Origin of the sequence: Fibrobacter sp. UWB12, assembly GCF_900142485.1 — a bacterium.
In the GTDB taxonomy this organism is placed as follows: domain Bacteria; phylum Fibrobacterota; class Fibrobacteria; order Fibrobacterales; family Fibrobacteraceae; genus Fibrobacter.
Window position 1 is genome coordinate 367,165 of sequence record NZ_FRAZ01000004.1, and the last position, 13,702, is coordinate 380,866.

Consider the following 13,702-nt stretch of genomic DNA (forward strand, 5'->3'; position numbering starts at 1 on the left):
GCACCTCCTAGCGGACAAGACTGCTCGTATTCTGCGTAAACGCAGGAACGGCGTCCTCCAACTTTTCCACTAGCAAGCGGTTAAAGTCATCGATACGATTCGGGAGCTTGCCGCCCTTGAATACCTGTACGAGCAAAAGCGATTGGTCCACTGGGGAAATATAAACGGAACGATTCTCGCCCGCAAAAGAAACGGACTGGAATTTTTCACCACCCAGCATAACTCCAATCTGACGTGAAGAGTCAAATGCAGCAATACTCAAAACGGCAAGAGGCGTTGCATCTAAATCAGAACCTAAAGACCCTACCTCTGCAATGATATTTCCATCGCGATGGCAAAGAACAACATATTCGCACTTGACACTTGCTTGATAGGCAGTCATCAAGCGACGCACTTTGTTAGCATCATCAGAATAAATTGTATAATCGCTCATAATTTAAACCACAAACAAAAAACTTTACTTGTCCTTCGGCTTGTATGGACGCAAGACAATTTCGTCATCATCATCCGACTGCGCCTGTTTTTCAACAGGACGACCAAACGTTGGCATTCTAGGAACTGCAGTCGCTACACGTGGACGAGCAAACGGCGAAGACATCGCACCCTTCTGGAATAATCCTGAACCAGCACCGCCGGAGTTCGCTGCATTCGCCTGCGGCTTTGCGGCAAACGAGGGCATGCGGAACGGGGATGTCGGCTGTTGCGGAGCTGCAGGGGCAGCTTCATTCTGCGGTTTACCAGCATCGGCATTTTCGGCCGGAGCTTCGGTCGCAGTCTGACCTGCGGCGTTGTTTGCATTGCCTGCGGCCTTACGCAAAAACCCCTGCTTCACATTAAACTTTTCAATCACCAACATGGCGATTGTCTTTAACGTTGTTACAACGCCCTTACCATTATGGGCGGTTGCCGGGAAAAACTGGATTTTTTTATCCGGATTGAGCTGTTCGTTCATCTCGTCCAGAGTAAAAACGTTTTCCATATCGCGCTTGTTATACTGCAAAACAAACGGGATATCATCCAAGTTCATGCCGTAGTCCTGCAAATTCTGGCGCAAGTTCTGGAGGCTTTCCAAGTTTTCGGCCTGACGAGAACGCTGGGAATCAGCAACAAAGACGATTCCATCAACACCGCGAAGCACAAGCTTACGAGTGCTATTATAATAGACCTGACCAGGAACGGTATAAAGTTGGAAGCGAGTCTTAAACCCTTTAATATCGCCCAAATTCAGAGGCAAAAAGTCAAAAAACAAGGTACGATCACCTTCAGTCGCAAGCGAGACCATGTCAGTACGCTTGTCTTGAGGCATTTTCTGATGAATCACCTGAAGATTCGTGGTTTTACCACTCAGACCAGGACCATAGTAAACGACCTTACAACTAATTTCTCTTGTAGCAAAATTAATAGACGACATTATAATTCCTTGAAACCCAGTACTTAATCTAGTAAAAAAGTTTCGTAATCAAAATAAAATTTTCATTTTTTGGCTTTTTTTAACCAAAATCACAATTTTTCGTCTAAAAATCAAAAAAATTTTACCCTCGCCATGTTTCGCGACATTTTTGTCACAATTTTTAAATAACAAAACAGACCGACATACTCCTGTATATCGGTTCATTTTGCTTAAAATCTGTAAAAAGACTCTAATTAAGCGAGGCCGTTGATGACCTTAGCAACCTTGGCCTTGTAGTTGGCAGCACGGTTGGCGCAGAAACCAGCGCGGTGAGAAACGGCAGCCTTGTCGAGCATGCTGAAGAGCTTCGGCATTTCTTCGAGGGCAGCAGCTTTTGTAGCAGCAGTGCGGATAACCTTGAGGCTAGCACGGATAGCGCTACGAGTGGAACGGTTCATTGCGTTGGCCTTTTCGGCCTGGAGCAAACGCTTTTTGCAAGACTTGTGTTGAGGCACCTTAAAATCTCCGGGTGAAAACCTACTTAAAAAATGTTAGCACAAAGATAGTAAAAGTTTGGAAGTTGTCAAGGGGCGGGAAAATGCTAAATTGCACACCATGATTCCGTTTATCAATGTACGTGCGCAACGCGAAGCCTACAAATCTGAATTTTTAAAAGCAGAACAAGACGTCCTGGACAGCGGATGCTATATAGGTGGTCCGATCGTTCAGGGGCTCGAAGCTGAACTTGCAGCATTTACTGGAACAAAGCACGTTGTCACCTGCGGAAGCGGAACCGACGCATTGACCATCGCTCTTATGGCTCTCGGAATTGAACCGGGAGACGAAGTCATCGTCCCAGATTTCACCTTCATTGCACCCGCCGAATGCGTCATGAGGCTTGGCGGCATTCCGAAATTTGCAGACATCAATTCCGAAACACTGCAGATTTCGCCCGAGGAAATTGAAACTTTAGTCGGAAAAAGAACGCGCGGGATTATCGCAGTCAACTTATTTGGCCAGTGCCCAGATTATAAGATTATCAAGGAAAAAGCCCACAGGCACGGACTTTGGCTTATCGAAGACTCGGCACAGGCGTTCGGCGCCACACAAAATGGAGCTCACGCCTGCACATTCGGGGACATTTCCATCACAAGCTTTTACCCAGCAAAGCCGCTCGGCTGCTACGGTGACGGCGGGGCACTTTTCACGCAAAACGATGAACTCGCAAAAAAAATCCGCCTGATTGCAAATCACGGCAGCAATACACGTTATGTCCACGAAATCTGCGGTTTGAACAGCCGACTTGATGCTATCCAAGCAGCAGTCCTGCGAGTCAAGCTCCGTCATTTCAAGGATGAGCTGAACATGCGCCGCGAAAACGCCCGCAAATATGACGAATTTTTCGCAGAGTGCAACAACGCTGCTAAAGGTGCCAACGGTGCTAACGACAACCGTGCAAAAATTGTACCGCAAAAAATTGCAAGTGGCAACACGAGCACCTACGCGCAATACACCGTGCTGGCAGACAACCGCGAATCATTTATCAAGCAACTCGACAATGCAGGAATTCCCCACTGCATCCACTACCCCGCCCCATTGCACGAACAGCCTTGCTTTAAAGAACTTGTTCAAGATAAAGTCAATACAAACGCTGTCGAAGCAAGCAAAAAAGTCGTGAGCCTCCCCATGTGCGCCTTCACAGACGTGGATGAGATTATCGCGAGACTTAAGAAAGAAATGTAAAAGCGAAATAGCTAGTTACTAGTTATTAGTCAATAGTTATTAGTTTAAATCTGGTGACTTCGTCGCGACCTTTTCAACTAGCGACCAACGACCATTGACTAACGACTACAAAACAAATTTTTCGATAACTTCGGTAATTCCTGAATGATTGTTGTCGTGCTCGGTCACGTAATTGGCAACAGCCTTTGCCGCCTGAGAGGCATTCGCCATCGCCACACCAACACCGGCAGCCTCGATCATCGGACAATCGTTTTCTTCATCGCCCACGGCTATCGTATTTTCAATCGGCTCATGATAAAAATCCGCCATGTAGCGCACTGCAGCACCTTTGTTCGAAAGCATGTGCGAGAATTCCAGCATTTCAGGCTTGCTGAACACATCGAACAACTTACCTGCAGTCACAGTCCGCATGTCGGCACGGAAATCTACGAGACTCGAATGTTCAAACGGCGTAATGACGTTTACCTTGATCGGAGGCTTGACCACAACATTTATCGGGCCGTTCGCATTCACCTGTCCATTGTAATATGTACGAATATCGTCAACAACAACATAATCCATTTGCATCAAGCGGCAATACGTTTTGAGTTGTTCCGTTTCGTATTCGCTCACAACCAAATCGCCCGCATACGTATGCGCATGCATTCCGCGCTTGTGCGCCTCGTCCATGATGAACTTCACCTGATCGACAGAAATACGCCGTGTCAAAATTGATTCGCCAGTTCCGCAATCGTAAATCAAACCGCCATTGAAGCTCACCAAAAAATATCCCGGCTGCAAAAAGCCGTACTTTTTTGCAATTCGCTTCACGCTTGTAAGCGGGCGGCCAGTCGTCATCACGAACTTATGCCCCGCGTCTATCATCGCGTGTATTGCAGCCATGTCCGCTTCGCTGATGTTCTTAGCATCATCAAGAAGCGTTCCGTCCAAATCAGTAAAAAGAAGTTTCATCGAGCCAAATATAGAAAGTCCACCAATTTCACCAAAAATTTTTATTTACATTTTTCTTAAAAGAAGGAAACCTTATGCAAATTGATGAATTACTCATAGAAGCAAAAAGCGTTGCCATTTTTGGACATGTCCGCCCCGACGGAGACTGCGTGGGTTCCACGCTCGGCCTTTTCACCTACATCAAGGACAATTACCCATCCATCAAAGTCCATATTTTCTTGGAACGCTTCCCAGAAAATTACAAGCTTCTCCCCAACGCCAATAATACAAACGAAGACTATAGCGATGAGTTCGGAACATACGACCTGGCGTTTCTCATAGACACGCCTTCGTTTGAACGTGTCGGCGCCAACGGCGAACCTTGCATCAAGGCAGCCCGCAAGACCTGCAACATCGACCACCACATCAGCAATCCGCTGAATCTCTGTACTGTAAACGTTGTCGATGCCAAGGCCAGTTCAGCATGCGAAGTCCTGTACTTTTTGCTGAATCCGGACAAAATTTCTAAAGATACAGCCGAATGTCTCTATTTGGGCATTGTGCACGATACGGGAGCGTTCAAGTTCAGCAGTACCGGGCAAAAAACGATGGAAGCTATCGGCAACTTGCTCGAAAAAGGAATCGACTTCACACGTATCATCAACGAAACGTACTACACAAGAACGTACATCCAAACCGTTGTCACCGGATACGTAATGATGAACAGCAAGCTGGCTCTCGATGGGAAAGTCGTTTACAGTTACCTTACCCCCGAAGACATGGTCCGCTATTCCGTGACGCCGGTCGAACTGAGCAACGTGATCGACACTCTTCGCGAAGTCAGCGGTACTGAAGTAGCCATATTCATATACCCCGTCAACGGCGAATACAAGATTAGCCTACGAAGCAATTATGTTGTCGATGTCAACAAAGTTGCAGGAGCCTTTGGCGGAGGCGGTCACGTTCGCGCCGCAGGCGGAAATTCCAAAGAAAGCCCCGAAGAGACGATTACAAAACTCTTGAAGCTCATTCAGGAACAACTTCAAAACAACGTTACAGAAAAGTAAGCAATAAAATCTTTGAAAAGCGCGCGAAATTCATTTCGCGCGTTTTTTTATAGCGCAAAAAGTGCGATAGCCAAGAAAACAAACACGCAACCGCTGAACCAGTTCAGATTGCGGTTCGCCTTTGGCGATGTCAAAAGATACTTTTTGACCGAACCGGCCAAAAGAGCGATACTTCCGAACACAATCATCGTCGCTACGATAAATTCCGCACCAAAGATTGCCATTTGCAAGCTCGGGTGGATCGGGCGTTCCAAGCGTACTGCCGGCGGAATCAGCGAAAGTACAAAAAGAATCACCTTCGGGTTCGTGAGATTCATTATCACACCGCGCAAGTAAAGGCTACGTGCAGAAGGAACGCCGCCACCCGCATCGCTAGACTTTACTGGATCCTTCGAATCTGCATTTGTCATTCCCGGCTCCGACCGGGAATCTCCACTCATCTGAACAACACCGACTCTCACGCCAAAACTCTTGTACGCGAGATACAGCAAATAAGCAGCCCCAAGGCACTGGATTACAAAAAATGCCGTTGGGCTAGCCGCAATGAGAGCCGATACGCCAGCCACTAAAAGGCAAGTATGTATTGCAATCCCCGTGCAAAGTCCAAGAATAATACATATACCGAGACGCGCCCCATAAGTAGCGCTTTGCGCTAGTACAAATAAATTATCTGGTCCCGGAGCGATACCGATAACAAGCGCAGCGATGAAAAATTCAAGCATGTTTTACAGTTTACTCAAGAAAGCATCCACATCAAGGTCCGCAAGATCCTTTTGCAAGGCGTCAAGCTCATCATCCGTAATCGCCGGATGTTCACGATCCGCGGCACGATTGTTCGAAACATCCACAAGTTTCTTGAGTGTATTTGCCACCTCGCCCACAGTACCATCCTGACGCATTACGACATCCAAGACCTTCGAAAGTCTTTGGCGCAACTTCGTAAACTCTTCGCGGTCAAGCTCCGAAACCTCCCCATGATAGCACATCAAGGGAGTTTGGCACCAAGCGCACGGGAACACCATCATGTTCGAGAAGTCCCCGTCTATCTGGACCTTAAATTTCGTTCCGCAATGCGGACATTCGATATCCATTTCACTCATATAACTAAATGTAGAATTTTTTACAATTCCTAGCCAATATAACTACAATATTTTATTTTTACGCAGTCCATCTTGCTTTGTGCCCCTATTCATGTTTTTCTCATTTTTTAGATCCTTCGACTATCCCCAGTCCCCCTACAGGGCCAGGGACACTCAGGATGACACTTCTAAGTTCTAAAATCTAGGTTCTAAGCTCTAAAAAAATGCTTTGTCATTGGCTCTATCAAACAACACACATTGACCTTTTCGATGGTCGTCTGTTCCGTGCGGGTGCCGCCGCCATGCTCTCCATTATCTTGGTGCTATTCTTTATGCCCAAGTATATCCGCTTTCTGCAAAGACTCGATGCCACTAGCGACTTCGATAAAGACGGCAAGACAAAATCCCCTCCCATCATGGGCGGTCTCCTTCTCGTTATTGTTGTAGAAATCGTATCGCTGCTTGTATGCCAGATGAATGGCTACACAATTTCAACGCTTGTCATTTTAGCATTGTTCAGTGCCGTGGGCGCTACTGACGACATGGCCAAGGTCCGTGCCAAGCGCCTCGTGAACCAGGGAAAGCTCAAAGCAGCCGAATACATGGACAAGGCCGATGGCATTTCCAGTTCGCTCAGACTCTTCCTTTACTTTTTGTTCAGTTTTGTCGTTGCCGTTTTCTGCTACAAGTTCATCCCCGAACTCAAAGGCGATTTGACCATTCCGTTCTGCCCGATTGATGTATTCCAGATTCACCTTCCCAACTGGATTTTCGTTGCCTTCATGACGTTCGTCATCGCGGCATCCGCCAACGGAACGAACTTCACGGACGGCCTCGACAGCCTCGTTTCCGTCCCCATTCTCACAAGCATGGTATTCGTCGGACTTGTGGCCTACGTGAGCGGGAACTTTATCTTCAGTCAGTACCTGAGCGTCCCGTATCTCCCCGGTTGCGACGAACTCTTCCCGCTGGCGACCTCCATTGCAGGCGCATTGCTAGCTTATCTGTGGTTCAACAGCCCTCCGGCAGAAATCTACATGGGTGACGCCGGTTCCGTGGGTTTCGGAGCCGCCATCGGCATCATGTTCATTCTCGTACAAGCAGGGCTTTTCCTCCCCATCGTTTGCATTATCATCATCGCTGAAGCTTGCTCCGTGTTGATGCAGATTACCTGGTTCAAGATTACCAAGAAAGCAACGGGCACTGGTAAGCGCATATTCCTTTGCGCACCGCTCCACCACCACTACCAAAAGAAATGGGACGGACGCTTCCCGAGCAAGCCGCTCATGAATTCCAAGATTGTGTGGCGCATGCACTTGGTGAGCATCTTCGCGCTCATCTTCAGCATGGTCGTATTCTTCGGAATAAGGTAATTTGCGGCAGAGCTGCAGTTACTCGTTATCAATCAGTTACAAAGAAAGCCCCGCACTCGTCGGGGCCATTTTTTTTGCGTTGAAAACAATTCGGGTCTTAATAATCCTTTATGCAGCGGACCGAGAAAGCCAATGAGAAACGGAAGGCACTCTGTTGCATTCCGCCAATGGACTCCGGAGACGTAAGATTATCTTTTTCGCACGCGCTCGCTCCCCAAAAATACGTTTTGTATTCCTCATCATTATCCGTTGAACTCCAAAAAAAGGCATACATCCCTTGAGCCGTGGAATATTGGGATCTTACCGTTCCATCATAAACATCATCCCAATGATTAATAAACCCAAGGCCGGCAGGCACAACAGTAAACAAATAATCGTCCGTGCCGTTGCCACAAGCCTCTTTACCATTGTCATTCCATCCACTTGTAGACCGAAGCTTTTTCGCGGCCATTTCCGGTCCACCCACATTGGCTATCAGAGTATCCCACTCTGCCTTGCTAGGTAAATGCCAGCCTTCCGGACATACACCACGAACTCTTCCCGACACGCCACAAGCACCAGAACCATTGCATTTGAAGGGCGTATTACCAGGAAGCAGCCCCATTAAGTCCATGGCAGCGTCTCGCGTATAAAAACGTCCATACTTGGTGCAGCTGTCAGGAATGCCATGGTAGCAATAGCTAGCAGAATCTCCCTCAGGCGTCACAAACCTGTAATTCAGGTTCTGAGCCATCCAAGTTTGGTTCCCAATGGTTACCGTCCGGTACACATGATTGTCACGAGGATCCAATAACACATTATCACAGGCGGTCAAGTTCATGAATGAAACAAGCGATGCACAAAGACCAATTATTTTTTTCACAGAATTCTCCTTTTTTACATATAAAATTTAGCATAAAAAGTATCTGTATGCGGATTCAAAAAACGACAAGCCATCATAATAAGTCCAAGCAACATTCTATATTTCACTGCATGAATATCATCGAAACTTTGAATGCAGCGGGTCAGCAAGAATTAGCGGCCCATCTTGAAACATTGACGGGTGACGCCCGTGCCAATCTCGAACGCGATATTATAAGCCAGGATTGGCAAGAATTGAAAGCCTTGCATGCCGAAAAATCAGCCGCAAATTTGAGTGACAACGTTTCTGCAGACCTCACTCCGATGCCGTGGAAACTCGCAACAGACGATCTCCGTTACGATTTCTGGAAAGAGACCGGCGAAATTCTTTTGAGCAAAGGCAAGGTAGCAGCATTCCTCGTTGCCGGCGGACAAGGTTCCCGCCTCGGTTTCGATGGTCCGAAGGGCATGTTCGATATTGGCCTTCCGAGCCACAAGAGTTTGTTCCAGTTGCAGGCCGAACGTTTGCGCAACTTGGGTGCCCGCGTTGGTCACGCCATTCCGTGGTGCATCATGACGAGCCCGCTCAACCACGAAGCGACCGTCAACTTTTTCAGCGAAAACAATTTCTTTGGCCTGAACCGCGAAGACATCCGATTCTTCCAGCAAGGAACGATTTGTGCCCTCACCGCTGACGGCAAGGCTGTCCGCGACGGTGAAGACCATTTGGCACTCGTGCCTGATGGAAACGGCGGTTGTTTCCGCGCACTTGCCCAGAGCGGGACTCTCGCTTGGCTTGTGGAACGTGGCGTGCAATACGTATTCCTCTACAGCGTCGATAACGCCCTCTGCCGCATTTGCGACCCGGCATTCATTGGCGCACTCGCCGAAAAAGGCACCATTCTCAGCGCCTCGAAGGTTGTGCACAAAGCTGGCCCGAACGAAAAAGTCGGCATTTTTGCATTCCAGAACAAGAAGCCGGGCGTTGTCGAATACAGCGACCTTCCAGAAAACTACCGCGACATGACGAATGCAGATGGCAGTCTCACGTTCGATGGCGGCAACATCGCTATTCACTTGTTTAAAATCAGCGGACTTCGCAAGTTGCAGACGAGTAAACTCCCGTGGCACACCGCCCGCAAAACCGTTTGTGGCATCGAAAAGTGCTTCAAGTTCGAACAATTCCTCTTTGATGCATTCCCGCAGCTCGGTTCTATGCTCCCATTCGGCGTTGTGCGCGAAGAAGAATTCAGCCCCGTCAAGAATGCCGAAGGAAACGATTCTCCGAAGACCGCACGCATCATGATTGGCAAGCTCCACCGTGATTGGCTCCGCAAGGCACATGTGAAAATCGACGAAAAGAAGTTGTACGAGATTTCGCCGACCATTAGCTACGCAGGCGAAGGTCTCAAGCAAAGCGTCTTTGACCGCGAACTCGGTAGAAACATCCTGGAATTTGAAGAAGAATAACCAGGCGTCAGCCTGTCATTCCCGCGAAAGCGGGAATCTCCATTTCTGCAAAGGAGATGCCCGACAAAATCGGGCATGACATTAGTGAGAAAAACTTTATATAAAACTTTTCTATACGCCTTATTATGGTTGCCGAACATATTCTATTCGGCACTTTTTGCGATTACATTCCCCGTCTACAAAGCATTGCACAAGAAGCGCGCCTACGGGCGCGTTGAAAAGCACTTGGCAGCCGCAAAGGAATACAAGGCAAGAGAACGCTACGACACCAACAAGATGCCGCACAATGAGAAAAGCCCGCCCCCCAATGCAATTGCAAAGATAAATGCGCGCGACACATTCCGAGGCATCTTTTGGAATGCGCTAGAATCCTACCGCGGACTCGCACGTTTCAAAAGCATTGAAAACCGAATCGTGTACGAGAACGAGCATATCATCCGCAACGCCATCGCAGATTGCGCCAAACAAAAAGCCCCCATCGCAGGTATCAGCATCCACCAAGGGGCATTCGAACTGATGCACCGCGCTCTTTGCCGCTACAGCAAACACGTTCACCTCATCACAGATTCCGTCGGCGACCCAGCATTTCGCGAAGTCCTCAAAGAACTCCGCAGCGATCCGCACTTGACCGAATACCATCCCGACGAAACAGGACGCCTTATCCGCGAGCTATTCCACACAAAAGGAATTCTCGCGATGGTCATCGACCAAGGCAAACACACCAAAGGGAACACGGTCTCGTTATTCGGCCGCCCCAGCACGCTCTATTTGCGCCTCCCGCAAAAAATAAACGAAATGGGAGCAGGAATCGTCACATTCCGCACATGGAGCGAAAAGAAGCGCATCGTAATCCGCTTTGAAAGCTACTACCCGCCAAAGTATGATATACAACATGGCGACGAGACACACGCTAGATTATACGGTCAAAGCGAAGAAAATGCCGCGCCATCAGAAAGCGCGCTCGTCACGGGAATCGCACGCGAAGTCGAAACATGGATTGCCGAGCACCCCGAACAGTGGAGCTGGAATTACCACAGGAATTTCACAGCAACACTCTAAAAACAATGCCAAACGCAATGTCACCCCGATCTGTCATCCCGGACTCCGTTCTCTTTGACTACTTGCAGCTTTGCTGCTTAGTAGTCATGATCCGCGAATGGGGACGGGATCGCCTTACACAGTTTGCATGAAGCTTTTTTTATATTTAGCACAAAAAGAGATATACAATGCCTTTAAACGCTGAAGAAGAATTCCAATTAGAGTGGATCAAAAACCACCCCATGCAAGACAAGGACGAACTTGCCGAAATTCAGGCCGAAGCAGAAGCCGAATCTAGACCGCAGCGAGCCACACGCGGCAAGAAAATGCGCCGCAATCCTGCAGCTTGGGAACTCCCGAACCCCGAAGACGAAATTGACCTTCATGGACTTACCTCCGAAGAAGCAGCCGAAGCCGTTGAACGTCGCATCGACGACCTCCTCATCGCAGGCCTCAGCGTTCTGCGCGTGATTCACGGGGGCGGCAATCCGGAATACGGCAACGTCAAGCGCATCATAGACCGTAAAGTGCGCTCTGAATGGAAAAATCGCGTTGTATTTTACAAAGTTGAACCCGACAACGCGGGCTCCAGCATTATGAAAATCGGCAAGCCCCACCCACAACCCGCAAAAAAGAAGAAATAATCAAAAAAAATTCACTTTTTTCGCACTCACCCCTTTAAAACTCAATCGAAATTAACTATAATTGTGCGCGTCAACGACGAATCGTCAAGACAAAAACAAAACGGAATATAGCTCAGCCTGGTAGAGCGCTTGCTTCGGGAGCAAGAGGTCGTGAGTTCGAATCTCGCTATTCCGACTAAAACAAAAAGACTCCATAATGGAGTCTTTTTTGTTTTATACAGCATAGAGCAAATGAGAACTCACGAAGTGAGTTCGACTAAATCGCCCCGAGAGCGAAGCGAACTACGGGCGATTTAGAGATTACGCCGCAAGGCGTAACCCGAAGGGTAAAATCCGAAACGCAAGTGAGGATTTTATCTTATCTCGCTATTCCGATAAGAAACGGTTTAAATTTTTTAGGCACCCCTACATTAGTAACATCAACTTCATTAAAATACTCGATTGCAGACGAAGCTTTTTCACTAATTATAGTCGCAATCGTTTCAAACTGACTTGTATATTCTTCGATTTTATCGACATCAAACCCCGCAGAAGCATCCATCATCAAGCGAGGTTCAAGAGTTTCAATTTTAAAGTTCTTTTTAGAACTTTTTCTTGAACGAACCGCCTTTTTAGAGACGTTTTTAGAGTTTTTAACGTTTTTACGGGAGTTGTTGTTCATTTTGGACATAAGGATTGCCTTTGGCATACCAACGTACGCCGATTTTTAATTAAACTTTTGGTAAGGAAATTCCGACACCAAGTCGGAATAACGCAAGGAAGGCGGATGTAATCCGCCTTAATATTTTATAAGGAAATTATTCGAGTTTTACACAACGAACAGAGAGACCTTCTTGTTTTATACTCCAATCACTCTCAGAAATACCATCATCGTTGGTAATCGAAATAAGCCCCACATACGCTTTTTCGCTCGCCTTCTCTGTCGGGAAAAACCAAAATGCATATTCATTCAAATTTTCAAATTTTTTTTCTTCAGACCTATACCCCGCACCAACAAGGGAGAAACCTGTAGTATTGTAGCCGTTAAAGCGGTATCCAGAACGCAGTCCTGCAATGCCATGTTCTTCATTACCATCTGCATTTTCTATAATTTTGTAATCATCAAAAGTCATTAATCGCCAACCTTCCGGGCAAATTCCTCGATGATTCTCTTGTATTAATTCAGCACAACTTTCAGTATTGCAACGGCTCGGCAATTGCATCATTTCTGCCCACTGGTAAAGGCCACCGAATTCATCACAATACGTTGTATCATTATTATAACAATAACGTTCAATTTCACCATCATCATTCTGATCATTTTCGCCAAGAACCATCTTACCAATATTCAAATTTTCAGCCATGACGGTAACAGTATCCTCAGCCCAAATGGCTTTACCATTAGCACCCATTTCTTTAAAGACACGCCCTGGAATAGTGATATAATAATAGCTTCGCCCATTACGAGGATCAACAAAAGTCTTATAACGATTTTCTCCGATTTCCCAATCTGCAGCATGCGTCTTTGAATGATCAAACGGATTATACTCGCTGCTGGACGACTCAACTTTTTTACTTGAACTCGAAGCAGGAGCGACAGAAGACGACGAGGCAATCTTTTGGCTAGAACTAGATTCTACTTTTTTACTGGAAGAGGATTGCTTACTGCTACTGCTCTGAGCAACGGAAGAAGAAGAAACAGTCTTGACAGAAGACGACGAAGCAATCTTTTGACTAGAACTTGATGGATCCCCTTCGCTACGCTTCGAGGATGACGACTTCACGTCATTGCGAGGAGTCGAAGAGGACGAAGCAATCTTTTGGCTACTAGAAGAAGAGACTTCCTTCTTGTTGCTTGAAGAGGAAGAAGATTCATCCTTTTGAACGCTGCTGGAAGAATCTTTTTCTTCGCTATTGGGTGACGTACCGCTATCGCCGCCACAAGCGATGAGGGCTATGGACAAGAAAAGAGCTAGCAGAGATTGCTTCGCTACGCTCGCAATGACGCTATTCATTCCAAACTTTCTCATTCTGTACTCCTTTTTCAGCAGCAAGCGCAAAACAAGCACATGCCGCAGACCTCTTCCATATACCCAATAAATATTAGAAATTTATTATTAAGCACCTCAAGAGGTCCTGAGACCATAGG

14 protein-coding genes, 1 tRNA gene and 1 pseudogene are annotated in these 13,702 nt (G+C 47.1%); 7 read left to right on the forward strand and 9 right to left on the reverse strand.

Going from position 1 to position 13,702, the window contains the following annotated elements; genetic code table 11:
- Positions 1–7: 7 nt before the first annotated feature.
- The 3 genes and pseudogenes from BUA34_RS08375 to rpsT form a co-directional block, all read right to left on the reverse strand.
- Positions 8–433, reverse strand: a complete 426-nt coding sequence (locus tag BUA34_RS08375) for a roadblock/LC7 domain-containing protein (RefSeq protein WP_072828274.1) — start codon at positions 431–433, stop codon at positions 8–10.
- A gap of 411 nt (positions 434–844) precedes the next feature.
- Positions 845–1,411 (reverse strand): annotated as a pseudogene (locus BUA34_RS16280) (ATP/GTP-binding protein); the annotation flags it as partial.
- Between the two features lie 233 nt (positions 1,412–1,644).
- The gene (gene rpsT / locus BUA34_RS08385; protein WP_012820070.1) at positions 1,645–1,905 is read right to left on the reverse strand and encodes a 30S ribosomal protein S20; all 261 of its coding nucleotides are present in this window, start codon (positions 1,903–1,905) and stop codon (positions 1,645–1,647) included.
- Between the two features lie 100 nt (positions 1,906–2,005).
- Here rpsT and BUA34_RS08390 point away from each other — a divergent pair, with 100 nt between their 5' ends.
- Positions 2,006–3,133: a DegT/DnrJ/EryC1/StrS family aminotransferase gene (locus tag BUA34_RS08390; protein ID WP_072828276.1), complete on the forward strand. Its 1,128-nt coding sequence runs from the start codon at positions 2,006–2,008 to the stop codon at positions 3,131–3,133.
- Between the two features lie 105 nt (positions 3,134–3,238).
- Here BUA34_RS08390 and BUA34_RS08395 read toward each other — a convergent pair whose 3' ends face one another.
- Positions 3,239–4,084 (reverse strand): Cof-type HAD-IIB family hydrolase, encoded by an 846-nt coding sequence (locus BUA34_RS08395; RefSeq protein WP_072828277.1) that lies wholly within the window; start codon positions 4,082–4,084, stop codon positions 3,239–3,241.
- Between the two features lie 74 nt (positions 4,085–4,158).
- On the opposite strand from BUA34_RS08395, the gene BUA34_RS08400 reads away from it, so the two are divergent.
- Positions 4,159–5,130 (forward strand): DHH family phosphoesterase, encoded by a 972-nt coding sequence (locus BUA34_RS08400; RefSeq protein ID WP_072828278.1) that lies wholly within the window; start codon positions 4,159–4,161, stop codon positions 5,128–5,130.
- Positions 5,131–5,177: 47 nt separating this feature from the next.
- On the opposite strand, the gene BUA34_RS08405 is transcribed toward BUA34_RS08400, so the two are convergent.
- Both BUA34_RS08405 and BUA34_RS08410 read right to left on the reverse strand, forming a co-directional pair.
- The gene (locus BUA34_RS08405; protein ID WP_072828279.1) at positions 5,178–5,852 is read right to left on the reverse strand and encodes a LysE family translocator; all 675 of its coding nucleotides are present in this window, start codon (positions 5,850–5,852) and stop codon (positions 5,178–5,180) included.
- A 3-nt stretch (positions 5,853–5,855) separates the two neighbouring features.
- Positions 5,856–6,221: a eukaryotic translation initiation factor 6 gene (locus tag BUA34_RS08410; RefSeq protein ID WP_254794388.1), complete on the reverse strand. Its 366-nt coding sequence runs from the start codon at positions 6,219–6,221 to the stop codon at positions 5,856–5,858.
- 212 nt (positions 6,222–6,433) lie between these two features.
- Here BUA34_RS08410 and BUA34_RS08415 point away from each other — a divergent pair, with 212 nt between their 5' ends.
- Positions 6,434–7,582, forward strand: a complete 1,149-nt coding sequence (locus BUA34_RS08415; protein ID WP_072828281.1) for an MraY family glycosyltransferase — start codon at positions 6,434–6,436, stop codon at positions 7,580–7,582.
- Positions 7,583–7,679: 97 nt separating this feature from the next.
- On the opposite strand, the gene BUA34_RS08420 is transcribed toward BUA34_RS08415, so the two are convergent.
- Entirely contained in the window at positions 7,680–8,444 is a 765-nt protein-coding gene (locus BUA34_RS08420) for a fibrobacter succinogenes major paralogous domain-containing protein (RefSeq protein WP_072828282.1), read from the reverse strand.
- A 47-nt stretch (positions 8,445–8,491) separates the two neighbouring features.
- Here BUA34_RS08420 and BUA34_RS08425 point away from each other — a divergent pair, with 47 nt between their 5' ends.
- The 4 genes from BUA34_RS08425 (at position 8,492) to BUA34_RS08440 (ending at position 11,749) form a co-directional block, all read left to right on the forward strand.
- Entirely contained in the window at positions 8,492–9,892 is a 1,401-nt protein-coding gene (locus BUA34_RS08425) for a UTP--glucose-1-phosphate uridylyltransferase (protein ID WP_254794389.1), read from the forward strand.
- Between the two features lie 129 nt (positions 9,893–10,021).
- The gene (locus BUA34_RS08430; protein WP_254794390.1) at positions 10,022–10,951 is read left to right on the forward strand and encodes an LpxL/LpxP family acyltransferase; all 930 of its coding nucleotides are present in this window, start codon (positions 10,022–10,024) and stop codon (positions 10,949–10,951) included.
- 167 nt (positions 10,952–11,118) lie between these two features.
- On the forward strand, positions 11,119–11,574 hold the full coding sequence (locus BUA34_RS08435; protein ID WP_072828285.1) for a Smr/MutS family protein: 456 nt from the start codon (positions 11,119–11,121) through the stop codon (positions 11,572–11,574).
- Between the two features lie 101 nt (positions 11,575–11,675).
- A tRNA-Pro gene (locus BUA34_RS08440) sits at positions 11,676–11,749 on the forward strand.
- 183 nt (positions 11,750–11,932) lie between these two features.
- Here the strand turns inward: BUA34_RS08440 and BUA34_RS08445 are convergent.
- Both BUA34_RS08445 and BUA34_RS08450 read right to left on the reverse strand, forming a co-directional pair.
- On the reverse strand, positions 11,933–12,244 hold the full coding sequence (locus BUA34_RS08445; RefSeq protein WP_175545432.1) for an LEPR-XLL domain-containing protein: 312 nt from the start codon (positions 12,242–12,244) through the stop codon (positions 11,933–11,935).
- Positions 12,245–12,371: 127 nt separating this feature from the next.
- On the reverse strand, positions 12,372–13,583 hold the full coding sequence (locus BUA34_RS08450; protein ID WP_072828287.1) for a fibrobacter succinogenes major paralogous domain-containing protein: 1,212 nt from the start codon (positions 13,581–13,583) through the stop codon (positions 12,372–12,374).
- Between the last annotated feature and the right edge of the window lie 119 nt (positions 13,584–13,702).

Excerpts from the sequence above, each read along its gene's own strand:
- BUA34_RS08375 (WP_072828274.1), bottom strand. The coding sequence starts at position 433 with ATGAGCGATTATACAATTTATTCTGATGATGCTAACAAAGTGCGTCGC.
- BUA34_RS08390 (WP_072828276.1), top strand. The coding sequence starts at position 2,006 with ATGATTCCGTTTATCAATGTACGTGCGCAACGCGAAGCCTACAAATCT.
- BUA34_RS08395 (WP_072828277.1), bottom strand. The coding sequence starts at position 4,084 with ATGAAACTTCTTTTTACTGATTTGGACGGAACGCTTCTTGATGATGCT.
- BUA34_RS08400 (WP_072828278.1), top strand. The coding sequence starts at position 4,159 with ATGCAAATTGATGAATTACTCATAGAAGCAAAAAGCGTTGCCATTTTT.
- BUA34_RS08405 (WP_072828279.1), bottom strand. The coding sequence starts at position 5,852 with ATGCTTGAATTTTTCATCGCTGCGCTTGTTATCGGTATCGCTCCGGGA.
- BUA34_RS08410 (WP_254794388.1), bottom strand. The coding sequence starts at position 6,221 with ATGGATATCGAATGTCCGCATTGCGGAACGAAATTTAAGGTCCAGATA.
- BUA34_RS08415 (WP_072828281.1), top strand. The coding sequence starts at position 6,434 with ATGCTTTGTCATTGGCTCTATCAAACAACACACATTGACCTTTTCGAT.
- BUA34_RS08425 (WP_254794389.1), top strand. The coding sequence starts at position 8,492 with ATGCGGATTCAAAAAACGACAAGCCATCATAATAAGTCCAAGCAACAT.
- BUA34_RS08435 (WP_072828285.1), top strand. The coding sequence starts at position 11,119 with ATGCCTTTAAACGCTGAAGAAGAATTCCAATTAGAGTGGATCAAAAAC.
- BUA34_RS08445 (WP_175545432.1), bottom strand. The coding sequence starts at position 12,244 with ATGTCCAAAATGAACAACAACTCCCGTAAAAACGTTAAAAACTCTAAA.
- BUA34_RS08450 (WP_072828287.1), bottom strand. The coding sequence starts at position 13,583 with ATGAGAAAGTTTGGAATGAATAGCGTCATTGCGAGCGTAGCGAAGCAA.